The organism is Nocardiopsis sp. iso_238 (assembly GCF_056173325.1).
Genome location: NZ_CM149668.1, coordinates 3,745,757 through 3,765,228 on the forward strand (window position 1 = coordinate 3,745,757; position 19,472 = coordinate 3,765,228).

Genomic DNA, 19,472 nt, shown 5'->3' on the forward strand with positions numbered 1-19,472 from the left:
TCAGGCACGGGGGCGGACCTCGACGTTCTCCAGGACGCCCAGGGCGTCCGGGACGAGCACGGCGGCGGAGTAGTAGGTGCTCACCAGGTAGGAGATGAGCGCCCTGTCGTCGATGCCCATGAACCGGGCGTTGAGGCCGGGCTCGACCTCGTCGGGCAGGCCGGTCTGGTGCAGGCCGATGACGCCCTCGTTGTCCTCGCCCGTACGCACGGCGATGATCGAGGAGGTCTGGTGCTCGGAGATCGGGATCTTGCCGCACGGCAGGATCGGAACCCCGCGCCACGCGGGCAGGTGGTGGCCGCCGACCTCGACGGTGCCGATGTTGAGGCCCAGCTTGTTGCACTCCTTGCCGAAGGCCGCGATGGCCCGGGGGTGCGCGAACATGAACTGGGTGTTGCGGCGCATGCTCACCAGGTCGTCGAGGTCGTCCGGGGTGGGCGGGCCCGAGTGGGTCTGGATGCGCTGGCGGAAGTCCGCGTTGTGCAGCAGTCCGAACTCGCGGTTGTTGACCAGCTCGTGCTCCTGGCGCTCGCGCAGCGCCTCGATGGTCAGCCGCAGCTGCTGCTCGGTCTGGTTCATCGGCTTGTTGTAGAGGTCGGCCACCCGGGTGTGCACGCGCAGCACGGTCTGGGCGACGCTCAGCTCGTACTCACGGGGCCTGAGCTCGTAGTCGACGAAGGTGCCGGGGATCTCGACCTCACCGGAGTGCCCGGAGGAGAGGGCGATCTCGGCCTCGCCGTACTTGTTCTGGCTGCGTCCGGGGACCGACAGGAACGCCTGGACCTGGGCCTGGAGGCTGGGTGAGTCGTCCAGGAGGGCGATGAACTCCCGGCGCGGGAGCTCCAGGAGGGTGCCCGCGGTGGCCGCCTTGACGGTGAATCCCCAGACGGGGTCGGTGTCCAGGAGGTACCGCTCACCGACGTTGTCGCCGTCCACGAGCACACCGAGGCGGTTGGTCTCCCCGTAGGCGCCCTCGCTGGTCTTGTGGACACGGCCGTGTGCCAGGAGGAACAGCCGGTCGGCGGGAGTGCCCTCCTGCGCGAGGACCTCACCCGGCTCGAACTCCCGCTGGGTGAAGCGCCCGGCCAGGGCCTCCAGGACCTCGATGTCGTCGTAGCCGCGCAGCACGGCCAGCTCCCCGAGCTCGCGCGGGATCACGCGCACCTCGGAGCCGGTCTGCTCGAAGTCGATCCGGCCGTCGCCGATGGTGTAGGTCAGTCGGCGGTTCACCCGGTAGGCGCCGCCGTCGGTCTGCACCCAGGGGAGCGTCTTGAGCAGCCAGCGGGAGCTCTTCCCCTGCATCTGCGGAGCGGACTTGGTGGTGGTCGCCAGGTTCCGCGCGGCCGCGGTCGCCAGGCTCTGCTGATCGCTGGTCCGAACCTCGGGGGCTGAGTCGATCGACATCGGAGGTGTCTCTCTTCATCGTGGTCGCGTGTACCCGTGCTCGACGGTGGAGCCGCCGTGCACGGACTGAGAGGGCGAAGGGGACGGAAAGCACCGGGACGGGCGCAATACGACCGCTCCCGAACCGTCCCCCACAAACCGCGGCCCACCTTACGAGAAACACCACCGCGAAATCACAGGAATCCCATTTTCAGACACAAGAAGAGCAACCCGCAAATCTCCGATTCCCAAATCGGGATCTTCGCCACAGATCGCCCACCACGATCAGCGAAGCACCCCACATGATCAGCAGCAATGAGACCCCGACCCCTCTCGCTGCCCAGCACCCACAACACGCGGACATAATCACCCAAGCAACCAAGAAATGATCAAAAATCGGACCAAGGCCGGGTTCATTCGGGGATCCATGACCACCGAACTCGCCCCTTTTCGGTCACCGAAGAAACCACCCCAAAGGCCCAAATCACCCACGGCTACTCCCGTTGCCGCTCCTGTTCGACGAGTGCTTCCAGATCCGGCAGCCGCCGCATCGTCGCGAGGGGGCGCGCCATCCGGTGGTTGCCGGCGAGCGCCTCCTCGTTGCGGCTCATCCACGCCCAGTACCCGGCGGAGAACGGGCAGGCCCGGGGTCCCACCCGCACCCCGGGGTCGAACCGGCACGAGCCGCAGTGGTCACTCATGCGACGGATGTAGGCCCCACCGGAGGTGTAGGGCTTGGTGGCCACCTGCCCGCCGTCGGCGTACTGGCTCATCCCGATGACGTTGGTGGCCATCACCCAGGGGAAGCCGTCCACGAACGAGGTGGCGAACCACGCGCTCAACTGGTCGGGCCGGTACCCCCGCTGGAGCGCGTGACTGCCCAGCACCATGAGCCGCTCGATGTGGTGGGCGTAGCCCCGCTCGCGCGCCCCCGCCATGGTCCGGCTCAGGCACCGGGCCTCGGTCCCCTCGGGGTCAAGTGCGCGCCACCACCCGGGCAGCTCCGTCGTCGCCCCGAAGTGGTTCGACCGCAGGTAGTCCGGGCCCAGGTGCCAGTACAGGTGCCAGGTCCACTCCCGCCACCCCAGCACCTGCCGAACGAACCCCTCGACCGACGCCAGCGGCGCGGCGCCCTCCCGGTACCGGCGCTCGGCTCCCCCGACGACCCTGAGCGGATCCAACAGTCCCAGGTTGAGCGGGACGGACAGGAGCGAGTGCGACATGCTCCAGTCGTCCTCCAACATGGCGTCCTGGTGCGCGCCGAACGTCGGCAACCGCCCATCGAGGAACCGGCGCAGCGCCCGCCCCGCCTCGGCGCGGCCCACCGCGAACAGGCGGGGGCCGTCCCCGCCCACCACCCTGCTCCCGGTCTCGCCGCACAACGCGTCCAGGTCCCGCCGGACCCCTCGGTCGATGGAGTTCTCCCGGGGGCGCCACGGCGCGGGCACCCCCAGCGTCGCTGCCCTGGGCGGCCCCTCACGGTTCCGCCTGTCGAAGTTCCACCCGCCACCCACGGGGCCGCCGTCCGGTTCCAGCAGGACACCGAACCTGCGGCGCTGGTCCCGGTAGAAGTCCTCCATCCGGAACCCCGACCGGCCCTGCGCCCACTCGGCGAACTCGGCCCTCCCCAACACGAACCCGGGAGTGGGCAGGACCTCGCCGACCAGTCCCTCCTCCCGAAGGCCTTCGACCAGCGCCGACGCCGCGTGCGACCCGGGTTCGTGCACGTCCACCGTCCGACCGAACCGGCGCAGCCCCTCCCGGTAGGTCGCCGCCCGGACGTAGGTGACCCGGTCCCCCAGGTCCTGCGCCAACCGCCGTATGGCCGCCAGGACCACGTGCAGCTTCTGCCGGTGGTACGGCCGCCGCCGCAGGGCCAGCTCGGACTCGATCAACAGGATCGGTCGGCCCCGGTTCCGGTGGGTGCCGTGGAAGTGCCCGCCGAGCTGGTCACCGAACAACCACAGAGGTCTGTCCTGGGTCATGTGCACCAGTTCCTTCGGTGTCGTGTTGGGGACGCGCTCACATGGCTTCGCGGCCGGACCGCTGCGGGCGACGCGCTCCGACGGCGCTCAGCGCGCACAGCACACCGAACCCTCCCGCGACCGCCAACGCGGCGCAGCGGTCGGCGTCGGTGGGCAGGCCGACGCCCATGACGAGGGCGTACCCGACGGTGATCGCACCCATCACGCGGGGAAACGCGCGAGGAGGGCTCCACCCACACGCCGACGAGCGGTGGAGTCCTCCGCTCCCGCAGGGCTCTCCCTCGACGGCCGCATCGCCCACGGGGACAGTATGTGGCCGACTCCGCCCTGGGAGTGGGAGGCACAGAGGCGGGACGCTGCGCTCAGGGACACATACTCTCTGACAGATAAACGTTTGGAAAACGAGTTACTCGACATACGAGTAATAAGCCAATGATGTCGGCGCCGCCACCTCAGTGCGCCAGCCGACCACAAGCCAGCGCTCCTGCGCTCGAAGGGAAGCCATGACCACCGCCACGCCCAGAATCACCCCGTCGACCGCGTCCGCACTCCTCGCGGCCCTGGTGTTCGCCGCCGCCGTGACCGCGGCCGCGCTGGTGGGGGTGCTCTCCAATCCCGGAACGGCCGGGGACTACGCGGCTCTCCAACAACCGTCGTGGGCACCACCGTCCTGGCTGTTCGGCCCGGTGTGGACAGTGCTGTACGCGATGATCGCCGTGTCCGGCTGGCTGGTCTGGCGCCAGCGAGGCTGGCAGGGAGCCCGCACGGAACTGTCCCTGTTCGCCGCCCAGTTGCTCCTGAACGCGGCGTGGTCGCCGCTGTTCTTCACCGCCGGACTCCGGGGAACCGCCCTGGTGGACATCGTGCTGCTGTTGGTCGCCCTGGCGGTGACCATCCTCCTGTTCGCCCGCGTGTCCCGTTGGGCCGCGGCCCTGCTGGTGCCCTACTGGGCCTGGGTGGCGTTCGCGACCGCGCTCAACTTCTCCATCTGGTCGCTCAACACGGGGAGTTGACCACCGGCCGTCCGACTCCGTGGCCCGTCTCGCCGACCACTCGGCACCGCCCGCGTGCGAACCTGTTCGAGGGTGACGCGTAGCTCATCACCCGTACCGAACAGGACCGAGACCGGAGGCGACCATGGCGTCGGACGGACAGGCCACGCAATCCACCGCACTGGCCGCCATCGAGGAGTTCCTCACCGGCCGCCTGGAGAACACCCAGGGCGTGGCACGCGCCGCGCGCGCCTCCGGCGGCGATCCAGGCGGCACCGGCAGGGAACTGGAGGAACTCCGCGCCAGGGAACTGTCCGACTGGCAGGAGGACGGTTTCCTCAGCCACCTCAACGCAGCCGCGGTGATCGAGGAGTACTACGGGCGCAGGATCACCAAGGCCCGCCGCGACCTCCGGCGTGAACGCCCTGGGCGCAAGGAGCGCTTCGCGAGGGTTCGGGACGCCTACCGGCGTATCCGCAAGGAACGCGACGACGTCCGCGCCTGGCTCATGGAGCAGGGCTGGGACCCCGACCTCACCACCACTCTCTCCGAGGAGGTGGGCGGGGTCTGCGGCCACTACTGGAACGGCGCTCCCAACCCGCGCTGACCGTCACCTTCGCCCTGCGGGGCGGATGGATGGCCAGACGTTCCAGGAGCTCGGCCCGGCTCAACCACCGATGAGCTCGCCCGCCACCGTCTCGGGTTCGGCGAGGCATCGCCAGGCGGGTACGCGTACCGTGCGTGCGCCGGAGACCCCCTCGAACAGGGCCGTCCGGTCCAGGACGCGCTGGAGTGTCCGTCCCGGAGCAGGAGCGGCGGTGGATGCGACCCCGGCACGATCGACGATCACCGCCGTATCCGTGTGTTCCCCCGGGACCAGGAGGTCACAGGAGTACCCCTCGACACGGTGGCCGACCCTCGGGCTGCTTCCGCGCACGGTCAGCGCCTCGAACAGCAGGCTGCCGGCCTCATCGAGCGCACCGACGCCCGAGGCCTCCTCCTGCGTCGCGAGGTCGCCCAGCAGCCCGCCCTGGTCGGCCCAGTACTCGCGGTCGCCGACCACGTACAAGCGCGAGCGGGCGCGGGTGACCGCCACGTTCCACAGGTTCTGCTGCTGGCGCGCCCAGTTCCCGCTGCTCCGGTGCACACCGGCGGCCGCCGCGGGTGAGATGACGACGACGTCACGCTCCCCACCCTGGAACCGGTGCGCCGTGCCCACGCGGATGCGGTCGGTGGCAGCGTCCCCGAGCTTGTCCTCGATGAGACGAACCTGCGGGGCGAACGGCGAGACCACTCCGATGCTCGCCTCCGGGGGCAGGGACCGCCACAGCTTACGGAGCAGGTCGAGCACCGACTCCGCCTCCTCCCGGTTGAGGCAGGAGCGTCCTCCGGGACGTTCGCAGGCACCACGCACGTCGATCCACTGCACGGCGGGGTCGCCCGGAGCGGCGAGAGCGGCACTGTTGGTGCGCACCGCCAGACGCTCGCCGTAGAAACGGCGGTTCACCGGCGCGACGATGTCGGGGTGGCAGCGGTAGTGCTCGTCGAGCCACAGGACCTCGCCACCGCCCGCGACCAGCGCGGACGCCGCCGCGTGGTACGCGGAGGACCCACCGAAGGAGAGCGACCGTTCCTCCGTCTCCCCTGCGGGCAACCCGTGGGCGGAGAGGATCCGCCGGTCGTCCTGTGCGGTCATGGGGTTGACCGGTTGCAGCTGGTAGGGATCTCCGATCACCAGGGCCCGACGTGACCGGTAGAGCAGCGGCACCAGGTCAGCGACCGTGCACTGACTCGCCTCGTCGATCACCACCAGGTCGAACAGCCCGGGTTCGGGCGGGAAGACCCCGCGCACCGACCGGGACGTCGTGGCCCACGCGGGCACGGTGCGCACCAACGCCTTCATGCCCTTCCACCCGTTCTGCCCGGAGGCGAGGTTGCGCAGACGCCCCTCGACGACGGTCCTCCCCCGGCGCAGCGAGTCAGCGACCTGACCCAGCAGGTACTCGGTGCTGGCTTCGCGCCGCTCCTCGCGCAGGCCACGCATCCTGTCCGCCGTCTGCTCTGGGCCTGGTCCCCGCTCCGACCGCTCGCGCAGCTCCCACCACTCGTTCTCCGTGGTCAGGTACGCCAGGATGCTGGACAGTTCCTGGTCCGTCCCCGAGACGCCGAGCCCCCGACGCGTCAACCACCGGTGCCACCAGCCCGTCCAACGTGACTCCAGGGACGCCTCCACCCTGCGGGTCCAGCGGCCCCGGTCCTGCGGCCTCTCGAAAGCGGACGCGGCGACCGCTGTCGGCAGGCCGCGCCGCAGCCGGTTCCGTGCCTCGGCCAGCAGCGCCAACCGTCGCTCCGTCCGCTCCGCCTCCGCCAGCTCGTCACGTCCCGCGTCCAACCCCCTCTGGTGGACCGCCAGACGCGCGTGCGCGGTGGCCGTGTCCGCCGCGCCCCACTCGGCGGCCAACAGGGCGTTGAGTCTTTCGGATTCACGTGCACGATGCTCCTGCTTCCCGGTGCGCACCATCAGATCCGCGTCCGGGCCGAGCTTGTTGACCCTCGTGACCACCTCGTCCACGGCCGTGTTGTTGGTGGAGGCGACCAGGACCGACTGCCCGGCAGCGATGGCCGTGGTGACCACGGAGGTGATGAGTTCGCTCTTACCGGTTCCGGGAGCGCCGGTGGCCACGGTCAGCACCTGGCTCATGGCGGAGGCGAGGATCTCCTCCTGCGCGGTGTTGCTGCGACCGGTCACGACGGGCAGCACCGGCCTCGCACCACCGGTGGTCGGCGGGGCACCGGTCAGGGTCGCGAGCGCGGTCCCGTCGATCTTCTCGAGGCGGATCCCTCCACTCCTCCGGTCCAGATCGCCGAGCAACTGTTTGACGGCCGTCGCGGCGGGGTCCCCCCGGTAGAGGACGGCGGCGTTCTGTGCGCCCCTGCGGGCACCGTGCCGCACGTCCAACGACCCGCGCAACTCCCCGGCGATCAGGTCGTCGACCCTGGCCAGGCGCAAACGGTCGCAGACCGTGCGCGCCTTGTCGGCGAGGCCCGAGACCCCTCCCCCGTCCCAGTCGACCTCGAACCAGGTGACCAGTTCCTCGATGTCCCCCTCGTCCAGGTCGGCGGCCGAGACCAACAGTTCCCGGTTGAGCTCCGGCTCACCGACAGGAACAAGGAAGCGCTCGCCGTTCTCCTCCTCGACCTCCACGTCCATCACGAACAACGGGGCGAGTTTGGCCCTGCGGCCACGGCCGCGCTCGGACCGCACCGGGTCGAAGAGCACCGCCGGATAGCCGTAACGCAGGGGGCGGCCCTCGTCGACCGCCTCCCGGGCCAGGCCCTCGGCCCGGCCCGTCAGTCGCCACCGGTCCTCCGCCCTGCTCAGGAGCACCTCCGAGCCCATGTCGCAGACCGCCGCGTCCCGTCCGCTCGCGTCCGGCAGCTGCTGCAACACGCTCTGCTTCACCAGGCAGTCGCGCAGGTAGTCGAGGTAGGGGCCCCAGCCCCACACACCGCCAGCACGGTGCTCGCCCCGGCCCGCCTCCCCGGCGGGAGCTTCGACGCGTTCCTCCGCACTGCCCTCCTCCCCTGTACCGGCCTGGGCCTTCGGGAGGTCGGCGGCGGTCGCCGACCCCGTGTGCCGGGCCAGCACCAGGGAACCGCGCACCCCCAGGGAGGAGACCGTGACGCGTTGGCCCTCCACGTGGTCGACCTCGCGGTGGACGTGCTGGTAGAGGTCGACCGCGTCGATCCACCCGTCGCCGTTGGAGTCGGTGGCCGCCCCTGCCAGCCCGCGCACCACGGAGGCACTGAACGGGGACGGACGCACACCCGCGCTGTTGTCACCCTCCCGAGCCAGTTCCAGGGCACCCGAGGCCGCGATCACGTAGGTCCCGGCTCCATCGCTGAGCTGGCGTTCCAGATCCAGGGGCTCGGCCTCCTCCCCACCACCGGACCGGGTCGCGAAACCGTCGGCGAACGCCCCTCCGTGGCAGCAGTCCAGCAACAGCACCTTGCTGCGCATCCGAGAGTCCTCCAGCAACCGCTTGAGGACCTCCGCGGACAGCGCCGTCGTTTCCAGGCGCTTGCGGCGCGTGTCCCGAAGGGCCAGGTGCAGCCGTCCCCGCTTGTCCTTGACCCCGTGCCCGGAGAAGGAGACGAGGAGGAGGTCGTCGGGCTTGCCCTCCGACAGCGCCGTCTCCAGGGCCTCCATGGCCTCGTTTCGGGTGGGGTCCAACAGTGGCTGGACCCGGTCGTAGTGCCCGTTGGCCTTCAGGACCCGTTCGATGGCGTGGACGTCCTCGTGCGGTGAGTCGAGCGGGGCCAGGTCGTCGTAGCGGTTGACCCCGATGAGGATCGCTGTCCGACGCATCAGTCACCGGTCCCCTGGAGCTTGCGCCCCTCGTTCAGGGCCCGCACATAGGACTCGACGTCCTTCGTGGCCACGCGACCCTTCACGGTGACCTTGGCGTCGCCGAGCTCCACCGTCACCGACCGCTGACCGCTCTGTTCGATCCACTTCCCCAGGAGCTCCACCAGAGCGGAGAGCACCGGTTTGAGGACCGCACCGGCCACTACCACCGCCCCCGCGAGCCAAGCAGGATCGGCTGACCTGGTTCCCGTCCCCGCATCGCCCTCCGGCACACCCACCTCGTCGACGTCCAGGTCCTCCAAAAGGAGAACCAGGTCCCGGGTGTGCTGCTCCGCCTCTTCTTCTGTCACGTCCTCTTCAAAGACGATCCTGGCCACAAGCTCGCTCGGCTCCACGCGCGCGTTCTCCCGATTCCCCGGCAAGGGGCCGCTCCGTCACGACCCGCTGACACTCCGCCACGCAGGTCTACCAGCCGGATACGTCGTTCGTCAGGGACTTTCGACCACTGACCGGAACCGGCCATGCGACACGAGACCTCTGAACGCTGGCGCGGGACCGGCAAGTCCGAGCAGATCCACTCAACGTGCTGACCAGAGGCTGCCAACTTGTTCAGCGTGACCGGATACGGAATCACGCCGCCTCGAAGGCCCGAACCAACCCAAAGATCGTTACCACCGCCGCACGGCCGTAGTCGGTGCCCGCAGACGTCCCCCAAGACCGGACGGGTTCATTCGCCCCACTCCTTGACTCTCCGGTCGCAGTCTGCGAGTAGGCCGCCACGCGTGACCCGCCAGCGCTTCCTGGGATGAGTCGACGGCTAGTCGGATTGGCTGCCCGTTCTTCGCCTCTTCGCCCCTTGTACGCTCATTTCATCCAGAACCCCACCGACCTGGCCTTGGCCTGGAGGTATCCCCTTGGCAACCAGAAGCGAACTCGCTTCACGGATGACGCGCACACTCCTCGAGGTGCTCGACGAGTTTCCCGCAGGCCTGCACAAGAGCGAAGTGTGGAACCGTATCCTCGGCCGGAACCCCGGCCTGGAGCAGGAATGGGCAAACGCGGGCACGGGGAAGAGCGGTGCCTTCACCCGCTTCACCTGGAACTCGGCGGGCATCGTCAAGGCGGGATGGCTGCGCAAGGACGGGAACGGCACATGGCAGCTGACCGGCGCCGGCCGCCACGCGCTCGGGGAGCTGACCAAGGACGACGACATCGGTGGCCTGATCGACGAGCGTTACCAGAGGTGGAACCAGGCCAAGGAAAGCTATGAATTGGCGTGCGACTTCCTCCAGACGCTGTCCGAGGGGTGGTGGGTCAGCCTGGACGACCTCGCCGAACAGACCGGGCTGCGCGGTGAGGACCTCGCACCGTACCTGTCCGCAGTACGCCCCGAGGGGTGGCACCGTGTCCTGAGCTCGGAGGGCGGATCCCCTGGGCCCGCGCACCTGACAGAGGAGGAGCGCGCACAGGCCTTGAAACTGCTGGGTTCGGACGGCATTCTCGGGCCTGAGGGGTGGACACTGGCCAGCCACCGACTCTCCCAGCAGGACTTGGCCGAGCAGCTCGCCTCCCTGGACAGGGAATCAGCCTCGGCCCCGGACGAGGCACCCTCGCGTGCCTGGCTGCTTCGCGGAACCGACAGCCAGGGAAACAGTCTCGTCCGTTCACTCTGGCTGGAACACGGTGTCTGTTCCCTGCACGAGGAGTCCGCCGGCGCGCTGCGGGCGGGGATGAGTGAGAAGGCGGTCCGGGACAACGTCGACGTGAACAACGGCCACTGGACCGTGGAGGAACGTGAACGCCTCGCCTTCTCCCTGCACGCCTTCGTTTCGCGGATACGCCCCGGGGACCTTGTGCTGACCAACATAGGCCAGGAGATCCACCTGGGCAGGATCTCCTCCAACGAGGTTCGGTCCGAGGACCCCGCGGCCCCGGACCAGCTGCTGCGTCCGGTGGAATGGCACACCGTGTCCAGCCCCCTCGACCTGTCCCGGGACCTGCCCCGGGAACTCGCTGCCCGGGTCGGCACACCCAACACCGACCTGCTCGACCTCACTGCTTTCGCAAAGGACCTGGAACAGCTCCTCACCGGCGCCCCACAGACAGTGTCAGCGCCGGATGGGCCCTCCCTCCCCGGACCCACCGACGAGTTCGCCCGAAGTGTGTACATGGACCGTGAGTGGCTCGCCGAGTGCGTGGACCTACTGCGCGACAAGCAACAATTGGTGCTCTACGGTCCTCCGGGCACCGGCAAGACCCACCTGGCCCAGGAACTGGCCCGGCACCTCACCGGTGACCGGCCGGAGAACGTCCAGCTCGTACAGTTCCACCCGTCCTACTCCTACGAGGACTTCTTCGAGGGCTACCGCCCCCACCCCGGAGACTCTGAACGACCGGCCGGTTTCACCCTCAGCCACGGTCCGCTGCGTACCCTCGCCAGCGCGGCACGCAGGCACCCCTCGGAACCGTTCGTGCTGATCATCGACGAGATCAACCGGGGGCACCTCGCCAAGGTCTTCGGGGAGCTCTACTTCCTGCTGGAGTACCGCAACAGGTCGGTCCGCCTGCTCTACGGAACCGAGGGCGACGCCGGTTTCGATCTGCCGAGAAACCTGGTCATCATCGGCACCATGAACACCGCCGACCGCTCCATCGCCCTCGTGGACACGGCGATGCGCCGACGTTTCTGGTTCATCGAACTACACCCCTCGTCCGAGCCGGTGGGCTCGGTGCTGCGGCAGTGGCTGCATCACCACGGACTACCGGAGACCTCCGCGCTCCTGCTGGAGGAGCTCAACAACCGGATCGACGACCGTGACTTCCGGATCGGCCCCTCGTACCTGATGCGGACGTCGATCCACTCCTCACCTCAGGGCCTGGAACGCGTGTGGCGCCACCAGATCCTCCCCCTGTTGGAGGAACACCACTACGGTGACGGCACCGACGTGGCGGGGCGGTACGGCTTGGCCGCGCTCCGCCAGGCCCTGGGGCCAGGCGAACAGCCATGAGCGACACGCTCCGACTGACCGAGCACCGCCCTCGCAGCGGGGTCGCCCTGGCCCCGGCGCAGGCGGCTCTGATCGCCGCGTCCGGGCTGGCCACCGTGGTGCCCGAACCCGACGGGCGGTGGCGGGTCAACGCGGACCGAGAGATGGTCGGCTCGGTGCGGCTGAGCACCCGCGGGGTGTCGGTCGACCTGGTCATCGTCCCCAAACTGCCCGTGCACCGGTTGTTCTTCCTGATCGGCTACGCCCAGACGGGCACGAGGTGGGACCGGGAGCAAGTGCGGGTCCAGGGGCACGACGACCTCCTTCCCGCTGTCGCGCACGCCTTCGCCCGGATGTGTGAGCGTGCACTGGGCAATGGGGTCCTGATGGGCTACCGAACCGTGGAGGAGTCAGCTCCGGTGTTACGGGGCAGGCTGCGCGCCGCGGATCAGACCCGTCGCCGGTTCGGCATGCTCCTACCTGCTGAGGTCCGATACGACGATCACACCGCGGACATCAGCGAGAACAGCATCCTGCTCACCGCCGCACGCAAGCTTCTGCGCCTGCCCGGGACCGCCCCGACCACACGAGCCCTTCTGCGCAGGATCCTCACCCGGCTGGACGGAGTCAGCCCCTTGCCGCCAGGCCTGGAGCTCCCCGCGTGGCAGCCCAGCCGCCTGAACTCCCGCCTGCACAACCCGCTCAGGCTGGCCGAACTCATCCTGAGGTCGGGGTCCTACGAGTTCGGCGAGGACGACACCCTGCGCGCCGACGGTCTCGTCCTGCGCATGTGGCAGGTCTTCGAGGACTTCGCGACCCGAGCCCTCTCCGAGTCCCTGCGAGCCAAAGGAGGCCGGTGCCTGCTCCAGGACGGGCGCTTCCACCTGGACCACGGGCAGACAGCGCGGCTCCGCCCCGATCTCCTCTACGAGCCCTCTGGAGTTGACGAGCCCACCGGGGTGGTGGATGCCAAGTACAAGCGGGCCAAGAGCTCAAGCGGCCACCCAGGGGACCTGTACCAGGTGCTGGCCTACTGCACCCGTCTCAACCTCACCGAGGGCCACCTGGTCTACGCGGCAGGCTCCGGTGTGGCCTCGACCCGGCACCGCCTGCATGGCGACCCGGGGGTCACCGTGCACCAGCACGTCCTGGACCTGGACACCGAACCGGAGGCGCTGCTCTCTCAAGTGGAAGCCATCGCCGTGGCGGTTCACACAGGCCAGAGGACCACAATGCTTCCCTGATGAGAAGCGCCACCAAGGACCCCCTGGGAGCGACGAAGCGGTCCTCACGCACAGACGAGGGACTCCCCTACGAGCCGATTATCCGGCATATGCACCCAAGTCACCCTTTGCCGATGCACTCCTCAACATGCTTGTGAGACATGCCCCGGATGAGAATGCACTCGCTTTCCGGTCGGCCACATGTGGCCAAAATCCGAAGGAGTCGAATCGAACATGGTTTCGGCAAAAATTCACCACGCAGGGTCATCCCTGGCCAAGGCCACGAACATACCTGGAGAGAGCCCTTCAGATCTACGGTTCCACGATTACTCAGCAGAATTTTTGAAAACGAGAGATTTTTCCGTGCGCCAGGATGATAGAAACATGACGAAGAACTCGGGAAAGGGTGAATACCTCTGAGCGAGACCTCCCTCCTTGCCGTACCCCCCGATGATGATTCGGGTTCCAGAACTCTCAACCGTTACCGTTGGCAGTCGCGCGTCGCGGCCCGTGACCTTCTCGTCCTTGTGAGCCTGGACCTCGCCGAACAGCACCGTGGCGAGCAGTCTCCGCACCGAGCCTTGGTAAGCGAACGCCATGAGGACTGGGCCCTCGTCGAGGGTGACCAATGCCAGTTGGTCTCCGCCAAACACCTCGACGCTGACCAGGGGGCGTGGACCTGGTCGTCGCTCATGAGCGATGGCGGCATCCCTCACCTGTATCGGAATCATCGCCGGCTCTCACAGATGCCCAGGTGCCGCTTGGTAACCAACAATGCCATCCGGAGCCTCCCGGAAACTCGATCCCTCCGTGACCTGTGCCAACTCGACGACGAAGCTGACGCCAGTCCTCGGAACCCCGTATCCTCGGAGGCGCGATCCGACCTGCATCACACCTTGGCTCGGTACCTGATGATGCACCACAAGGACGCCGGTCTGAGCGAAGAGGAATCCCAGGGCAGATCAAAGCATGTGCACCAGTGCAGACCTGGTTCCGAACTACTCGAATCCTCGGCACGCTTTCTCACATCCCTGACTCTGGAGACGAACCTCCCTGGCCGAAGGGACATCGTCCACAGCGGACCATCGCGGTTCGTCTCCCCTGTACTCAAGCGACTCGGGCATCCGCCGATCCACGCCGGGGCGGTCTGGCATGCGCTCACCGGTTACGTCGAGCAGAGCATGGAGGATCAGCTACCCACAGAGGATGCGGGGCTGACCAGGCTGATCCGCTCATTGAGCGCCCAAACACTCACTCCCGGCAAGGAGGCCGTCGAAAAGCGCACCGTGACCACGGGGCAAGCTCTCATGGTGATCAAGCGAGCACTGGAAAAACCCGGGATCTACCTCGCTCCACCACTGCCCTACAAGCACAAGGTCACAGTGAAAATGGAGGTTGGCGGACTGGAGGCCAACGCCATCCAACGAGCCGAGGACCGGATGGTCAGGTGGCGCAAGACCTGCGCGGAGGAGGTCGATGACTCCCCGGGAAACCACGCTCAACTACAGGAGTTCGCGGACGATCTGGAAGACCAGGTCGACGATCTCCATGTCGGCCTACGCGCCGAGGGCGTGGAGCAGGCCGAGTTCGGCATGCGGCTGTGGCACGGCGCCACCCGGCTTCCACTCGAGAGCTTTTCGCCGCTTCCCTTTCGATTGACTCGCCCGCTCCTCACCGGCGCTCTCGCCGACGCCTCCGATCAGTGCCGCGTTTGGTTCACACCGTACCGATTCGACGCCGACCGCATCCTGCTCACCTCTTCCCACAGCGACTCCCCCGACGCTGACCGCCCCCAAGGGGAGGGTGAATGAGCCAACCCGCTCCGCCTCGATACCGAGCGTACTTCCTTCGGGACCGCGGCTACCACGAGCTGCGGGTACTCCTTCTCATCGGTTCCGTAGCCGCAGTTCCCAGAGGTCCTGGACATGTCGATGGCCTGGGGCAGTTGGCCAAGCTCGACTTCCTGGTGCGTTACCCCCTGTTCGCCGCACAGGTCCTGGATGATCTCGACCCACACGACCCACGCCTTCATTCAGAGGACGCCGATGCTCGTTCCGTGGAGGCTCCGATGCGCAGACACCGATACGGACCCTGGGACGAGCGCTACTACACCGTGGTCGGCGCACTTCTCGGGCGCGCGCTGCTGATCAGAGGCGCCGACGGCCGTGCCCGGATGACCTTGCAGCCGAGCGTCCACGGCACCGAGGTCGCACGCTCGGCGGCGAACACACCCGCGTGGTCCGCGGTTTCCGACCGCTGCCGAGCCGTGGCCGAAGCCGCTCACAGTCTCAGCGGCAACCGCATCGCCGAGTTGATCCAGGAACGACTGTCCCTAAACGAAGAACACGATTTCGGAGACCTGATCACGTGAGCATCTTGTTCCGGGTCGAAGCGCTCGAACTTCGCATCGAGAAGGGAGAGCCCGACCGAAGGACTTTCCACAAAGGGCTGAACCTCCTCATCGGGGCCCCTGGTGCAGGCAAGAGCACAATCATCGAACTGATCAGGTTCGGTCTGGGGTTGAAAGCTCAGAAAACACCCGTGGTGGAACAGAAAGTACAGCGGGTGTTCGTGGACATCGTGGCTGGCGAGCAGCGGCTCAGGCTGGGCCGCCAAGTGCGCACGCCTGGAAGCGTTGAGGTCATCGACCTGGAATCCCAGGAGATGCTCGGCGAGTATCCCATCGATCCGAGCGACGATGAGGTCGGCATCGGTACCGCCTTACTGGAGTGGCTGGGTGTTCCATCGGATATCGAGGTCACCGTGAACGGCCGCCGCAGAAGGGTGACTTTCGAGCATGTGTGGGAGTACATGCACGTACCCCAGTTCGAGATCGACCACAGCATCGCCCGACACGACGTCGCCTCGGTGACGCCTCGGCGCAAGCGCGTCTTCGAGCTACTCTTCGGTCTGGTCGACGAACACCTCACCACCCTCGAAGTGGAGGTGGACGAGGTCAGAGGGAAGCAACGTCAGGCCAAGGCTCACCTCCAAGGGGTGGAGGCACTGATGCAGCGCACCGCTCTACCTTCCCGAGACGACCTTGTGAGTGAGCTGTCAGAGGCCGAGCGACGTCAGCAACAACTTCTCCGGGCCGTTGAGAGGATGCGGTCCTCCCTCGGCGCCCATGACGACCGAATCGTGGCGCTACGTGGTCTGCTCACCACCACAAGGAACACCATGGCCAGGGCTGATGAAGAACTGGAAGGTCTGGAGGAGACACAGCGGCAACGCCGTGGGCGCTCTGAGGGACTGGCGGCCGCGCTGGCCAGACTGGACCGTGTCCGGACCGCGAACACCCTCCTCGCCCCCATCGAGTTCAGTCAGTGCCCACGGTGTCTTCAGGCGTTGGACGAGCATCGCTCCGAGCCAGGCACCTGCCGACTGTGCCTTCAAGCGGTGCCAGAAGAAGAGACCCACCGATCCCAGCGAGGCGCCCGAGAGCAGGACAGCGATCCAAATCGGCTCCCACTCGCGGTTCCAGGAGAAGCCACCGCCCAGGAGCTCCAACTGGTCGACCAGCGTGAGGAGATCCGACTACTTCTGGTCCAGGGGCAACAGGAGAATGAGACTCTTCGGGGATACCGTGGCGAGCTCTTGCAGGAGATCCGGGAGTTGGAGACCGAACTGGAACTCCTCACATCGCGGCTGGGGTTCCCCGGTTCGGAGGAACTCGCCCGCGTGGCAGAGCAGGTAGCGGGCGCCGAAGCCGAAGTCGAGCGGATCAGCGCTTTGATCTCCACAGCCGACCACGCGAGGAGTTTCGTCACCGACTGTGAGACAGCCGATGATGAGCTGGCTAATGCGCTAGGGAGACTCCGTCTGTACCGGGAGCACCTCGACTCGACGTCCAGGACTCTGTTCGATGATCTGACGGACTTCTACAACAGGCTGGTACAAAGGAATTTCGCGGCGCCCAACGTACGAGAGGCCTTTATCTACTCCAAGGACTTCCTTCCCTACATCGACGGCAAGAGGTTCGACACCGTGAGCATCAGCGGAGGCAACCGGGTCCCTTTCATCGTGGGGTATTGGCTGGCTCTGCAGGCGGAGGCGTTGACCAGCCCTCGATACCCCTTTCCCGGTTTCCTGATCCTGGACAGCCCGCAGAAGTCGCTGGGTCCACGTCAGGAGCTGAGCACGAACATTTACCGGCACATCCAGGGCATGGCCGCACAGCGAGAAGAGACCTTCCAGATCTTCGTTCTCGACACGAATCTGCCCGACGGCTTTACCCCGTTCCGAGAACCCATATGGGTCTCCTACGACAAACCGGGTATCCGGTCAATCACGCACCCCGGCCCGGGGCGGATTCACACGATAGAAGGCGAACGTGTCGAGAACCCCGGCAGCGAATAGACCATTTCATTCAAGTCTGCACGAAGCGGGTGGGTTCCTTCAGTAGCGCTCTCGCGCCCTCGACGTCCGCCAGCCTTGCGGACAAGGTGCGCTCGGCCAGGTGTTCGGGGAGGGCAGCGTTGAACTTCAGTCCGTCCAAGGCGCGCGTCGACACCTGGGGAAGGGTGATGCGTTCCCGGGCCGACTGTTTGGCGGCGGCCCAGAAACGCGGGTCCAACTCAGGGTTGAGGCGTAGGCACGCGTCAGTGGGTTGCTGCTTGGGATCAGCGGCAGAACCGAGAGTGGCTGCCAGAGTCAGGTTGGCCCGTGCCCCCGCCCAGGTCCACCAACGCAGGTCGCCGTTGGAGGCACGGACGATGACCGAGCCCGCAGGGTGAACCATGTCCAGATGCTCCTCACGGGTCTCCGCCAGAGCTTTGACCGCGCGCTGGGTGAGCCGCACCTTGGGGTCGGCTCCGAGCAGCACCTCCCGAACGGCTCGGGTCAGGGCGAAGAAGGAGCCCAGGTGACCGCCCGAGTCCCACTTGGCCTTGCCACCCCCGCCTTCGACCGGTTCGACCTGGCAGCGTTGCCGACGCCAGTCCACCCAGGTGACGACCCAGGTACGACCCGCCAGGAGTAGGCGGCGAGGACCGGCCTCCTTCTCGTCCGCGGCCAACAGCGACGGGTCCACACGGCCGATCTCGGTGCGACCGTGCAGGGCGGTGAACTGGGGTGGCGCGGTGAAGACGCTGGTCAGTTCCATGAAGTGGCGGTGCCCGAAGCGCTTCTCCGCTTCGGGGCCGACCATCATCAGTCCGCCGTCGAGATCGATGAAGCCCTCGCGAACCAGGTGCGCTGCGATGGGCTCCCCTTGGTGGAACGGTTCCAGGTCACCCCACCACTCGGGCCAGAGCTCTCGGGCAACCTCGGGTTCCTGCAGGCACAGGGCGAGCAGTTGCTGGGCGACGATGTGCCGGGGTTCTGGGGTTGGGACCACCGGTTCGACCCAGTGCTTGCCCCACAGATGCAGGAGCGCGGCAGCGTCCAACAAGCCGGGCTTGTCCACCGCGAGGAACAGACAGTTGCGGGCGCTCCCCCGCCTGCGCCCGGTGCGGCCGATGCGCTGCAGGAAGGAGGCGACGGTCCCTGGTGCGTTGATCTGGATGACCCGGTCCAGGTCACCCACATCGATGCCCAGTTCCAGGGTGGATGTGGCCACGATGACGCAGTCGCGGGCCTCGGAGAAGGCCGCCTCGGCGCGGCGGCGTTCGTCCAGGGCCAGGGAGGCGTGTGACAGGAAGGTGGTCACCCCGAACTCGCGCAGGGTGTGCCCGAGTTCCTCCACGTACTTGCGGGAGTCGCAAAACACCAGGCGCTTCTCACCCTGGTGCAGCGAGGCGATGACCTTGGCCGCGTTGCGCAGCGAGCCCACATAGTCGAGTTCGACCTCGCCCGGTGGCGGCTCTTCGGGAACGTGTCCTGCCTGGGGCAGACTCACTCCGGGGGCGATCACCCGCCCAGGTCGCTCACCGGACAGGGACCCCTGCAACCAGGCCAGCAGCTCCTCGGGATTGCCGACGGTCGCGGAGAGCCCCACTCGTTGCACGGGCCGCCCGGCCACCCGGGACAGACGTTCCAGGACAGCGAGCAGATGCCAACCCCGGTCGTCCCCCGCGAAGGCGTGCACCTCGTCCACCACGATGCCGTGCAGGTTCTTGAAGAACGCCCGGTGGTCGACCTTTGTACTGACCAGCATCGACTCGAGGGACTCGGGGGTGGTGAGCAGGATGTCGGGCCGGTTACGCAGGATGCGCTGCCTCCCTGCCGAGGAGATGTCACCGTGCCACAGCTCGGCGGTACGGCCCATCCACCCTGCATAAGCCTGGGCCCGGGGCAGCAGGTTGTTGAGCAGCGCCTTGATGGGGCACACGTACAGCAAAGACAGCCCCTCCCCCGTTCGTCCGGCCATGGTGGTGAGCAGGGGGAACAGGGCCGCCTCGGTCTTACCTCCAGCCGTGGGCGCGAGCAGGATCGCGTCGTCCCCGTCGATGAGCGGGGCCAGGGCCTCGCGCTGCAGGGGGCGCAGCCCGGGCCACCCCAGGGTGTTGACGACGTGATGGGCGAGCGTGGGGTGCAGCAGGTCCAGGGTGCTCGGCTCCGCACCTGCGGGAGCCGAACCACCCACCCTGCCG

The 19,472-nt window shown here is 67.5% G+C and carries 14 protein-coding genes; 7 read left to right on the forward strand and 7 right to left on the reverse strand.

Annotated features, from left to right (window positions below; all coding sequences use genetic code 11):
- From AC0VYL_RS17080 to AC0VYL_RS17090, 3 genes are all read right to left on the reverse strand, one after another.
- Entirely contained in the window at positions 1-1,404 is a 1,404-nt protein-coding gene (locus tag AC0VYL_RS17080) for a family 2B encapsulin nanocompartment shell protein (protein ID WP_475453992.1), read from the reverse strand.
- A 473-nt stretch (positions 1,405-1,877) separates the two neighbouring features.
- Complete coding sequence (locus AC0VYL_RS17085) at positions 1,878-3,368, reverse strand: cryptochrome/photolyase family protein (protein WP_475480809.1); 1,491 nt, start codon at positions 3,366-3,368, stop codon at positions 1,878-1,880.
- Positions 3,369-3,405: 37 nt separating this feature from the next.
- Positions 3,406-3,570 (reverse strand): hypothetical protein, encoded by a 165-nt coding sequence (locus tag AC0VYL_RS17090; RefSeq protein WP_475480810.1) that lies wholly within the window; start codon positions 3,568-3,570, stop codon positions 3,406-3,408.
- 301 nt (positions 3,571-3,871) lie between these two features.
- Between AC0VYL_RS17090 and AC0VYL_RS17095 the strand changes: the two genes are divergently transcribed.
- Positions 3,872-4,381, forward strand: a complete 510-nt coding sequence (locus AC0VYL_RS17095; RefSeq protein ID WP_475480811.1) for a TspO/MBR family protein — start codon at positions 3,872-3,874, stop codon at positions 4,379-4,381.
- Between the two features lie 124 nt (positions 4,382-4,505).
- Entirely contained in the window at positions 4,506-4,967 is a 462-nt protein-coding gene (locus AC0VYL_RS17100) for a hypothetical protein (protein ID WP_475480812.1), read from the forward strand.
- A 60-nt stretch (positions 4,968-5,027) separates the two neighbouring features.
- Here the strand turns inward: AC0VYL_RS17100 and AC0VYL_RS17105 are convergent, their stop codons facing one another.
- On the reverse strand, positions 5,028-8,729 hold the full coding sequence (locus AC0VYL_RS17105) for a caspase, EACC1-associated type (protein ID WP_475480813.1): 3,702 nt from the start codon (positions 8,727-8,729) through the stop codon (positions 5,028-5,030).
- On the reverse strand, positions 8,729-9,079 hold the full coding sequence (locus AC0VYL_RS17110) for a hypothetical protein (RefSeq protein ID WP_475480814.1): 351 nt from the start codon (positions 9,077-9,079) through the stop codon (positions 8,729-8,731). Before AC0VYL_RS17110 ends, AC0VYL_RS17105 begins: the two co-directional genes overlap by 1 nt.
- Positions 9,080-9,673: 594 nt before the next feature.
- Between AC0VYL_RS17110 and AC0VYL_RS17115 the strand changes: the two genes are divergently transcribed.
- Together AC0VYL_RS17115 and AC0VYL_RS17120 are read left to right on the forward strand one after the other, a co-directional pair.
- A complete protein-coding gene (locus AC0VYL_RS17115) occupies positions 9,674-11,737 on the forward strand; it encodes an McrB family protein (protein ID WP_475480815.1) in 2,064 nt (687 codons plus the stop codon).
- Positions 11,734-12,960: an McrC family protein gene (locus AC0VYL_RS17120; RefSeq protein ID WP_475480816.1), complete on the forward strand. Its 1,227-nt coding sequence runs from the start codon at positions 11,734-11,736 to the stop codon at positions 12,958-12,960. Before AC0VYL_RS17115 ends, AC0VYL_RS17120 begins: the two co-directional genes overlap by 4 nt.
- A 305-nt stretch (positions 12,961-13,265) precedes the next feature.
- On the opposite strand, the gene AC0VYL_RS17125 is transcribed toward AC0VYL_RS17120, so the two are convergent.
- The gene (locus AC0VYL_RS17125) at positions 13,266-13,568 is read right to left on the reverse strand and encodes a hypothetical protein (RefSeq protein ID WP_475480817.1); all 303 of its coding nucleotides are present in this window, start codon (positions 13,566-13,568) and stop codon (positions 13,266-13,268) included.
- Positions 13,569-13,850: 282 nt separating this feature from the next.
- Here AC0VYL_RS17125 and AC0VYL_RS17130 point away from each other — a divergent pair, with 282 nt between their 5' ends.
- From AC0VYL_RS17130 to AC0VYL_RS17140, 3 genes are all read left to right on the forward strand, one after another.
- Positions 13,851-14,750: a hypothetical protein gene (locus AC0VYL_RS17130; RefSeq protein ID WP_475480818.1), complete on the forward strand. Its 900-nt coding sequence runs from the start codon at positions 13,851-13,853 to the stop codon at positions 14,748-14,750.
- A 134-nt stretch (positions 14,751-14,884) separates the two neighbouring features.
- On the forward strand, positions 14,885-15,310 hold the full coding sequence (locus AC0VYL_RS17135) for a hypothetical protein (protein ID WP_475480819.1): 426 nt from the start codon (positions 14,885-14,887) through the stop codon (positions 15,308-15,310).
- Positions 15,307-17,298, forward strand: a complete 1,992-nt coding sequence (locus AC0VYL_RS17140; protein WP_475480820.1) for an ATP-binding protein — start codon at positions 15,307-15,309, stop codon at positions 17,296-17,298. Before AC0VYL_RS17135 ends, AC0VYL_RS17140 begins: the two co-directional genes overlap by 4 nt.
- 10 nt (positions 17,299-17,308) lie before the next feature.
- On the opposite strand, the gene AC0VYL_RS17145 is transcribed toward AC0VYL_RS17140, so the two are convergent.
- On the reverse strand, positions 17,309-19,465 hold the full coding sequence (locus AC0VYL_RS17145; protein WP_475480821.1) for a DEAD/DEAH box helicase: 2,157 nt from the start codon (positions 19,463-19,465) through the stop codon (positions 17,309-17,311).
- Between the last annotated feature and the right edge of the window lie 7 nt (positions 19,466-19,472).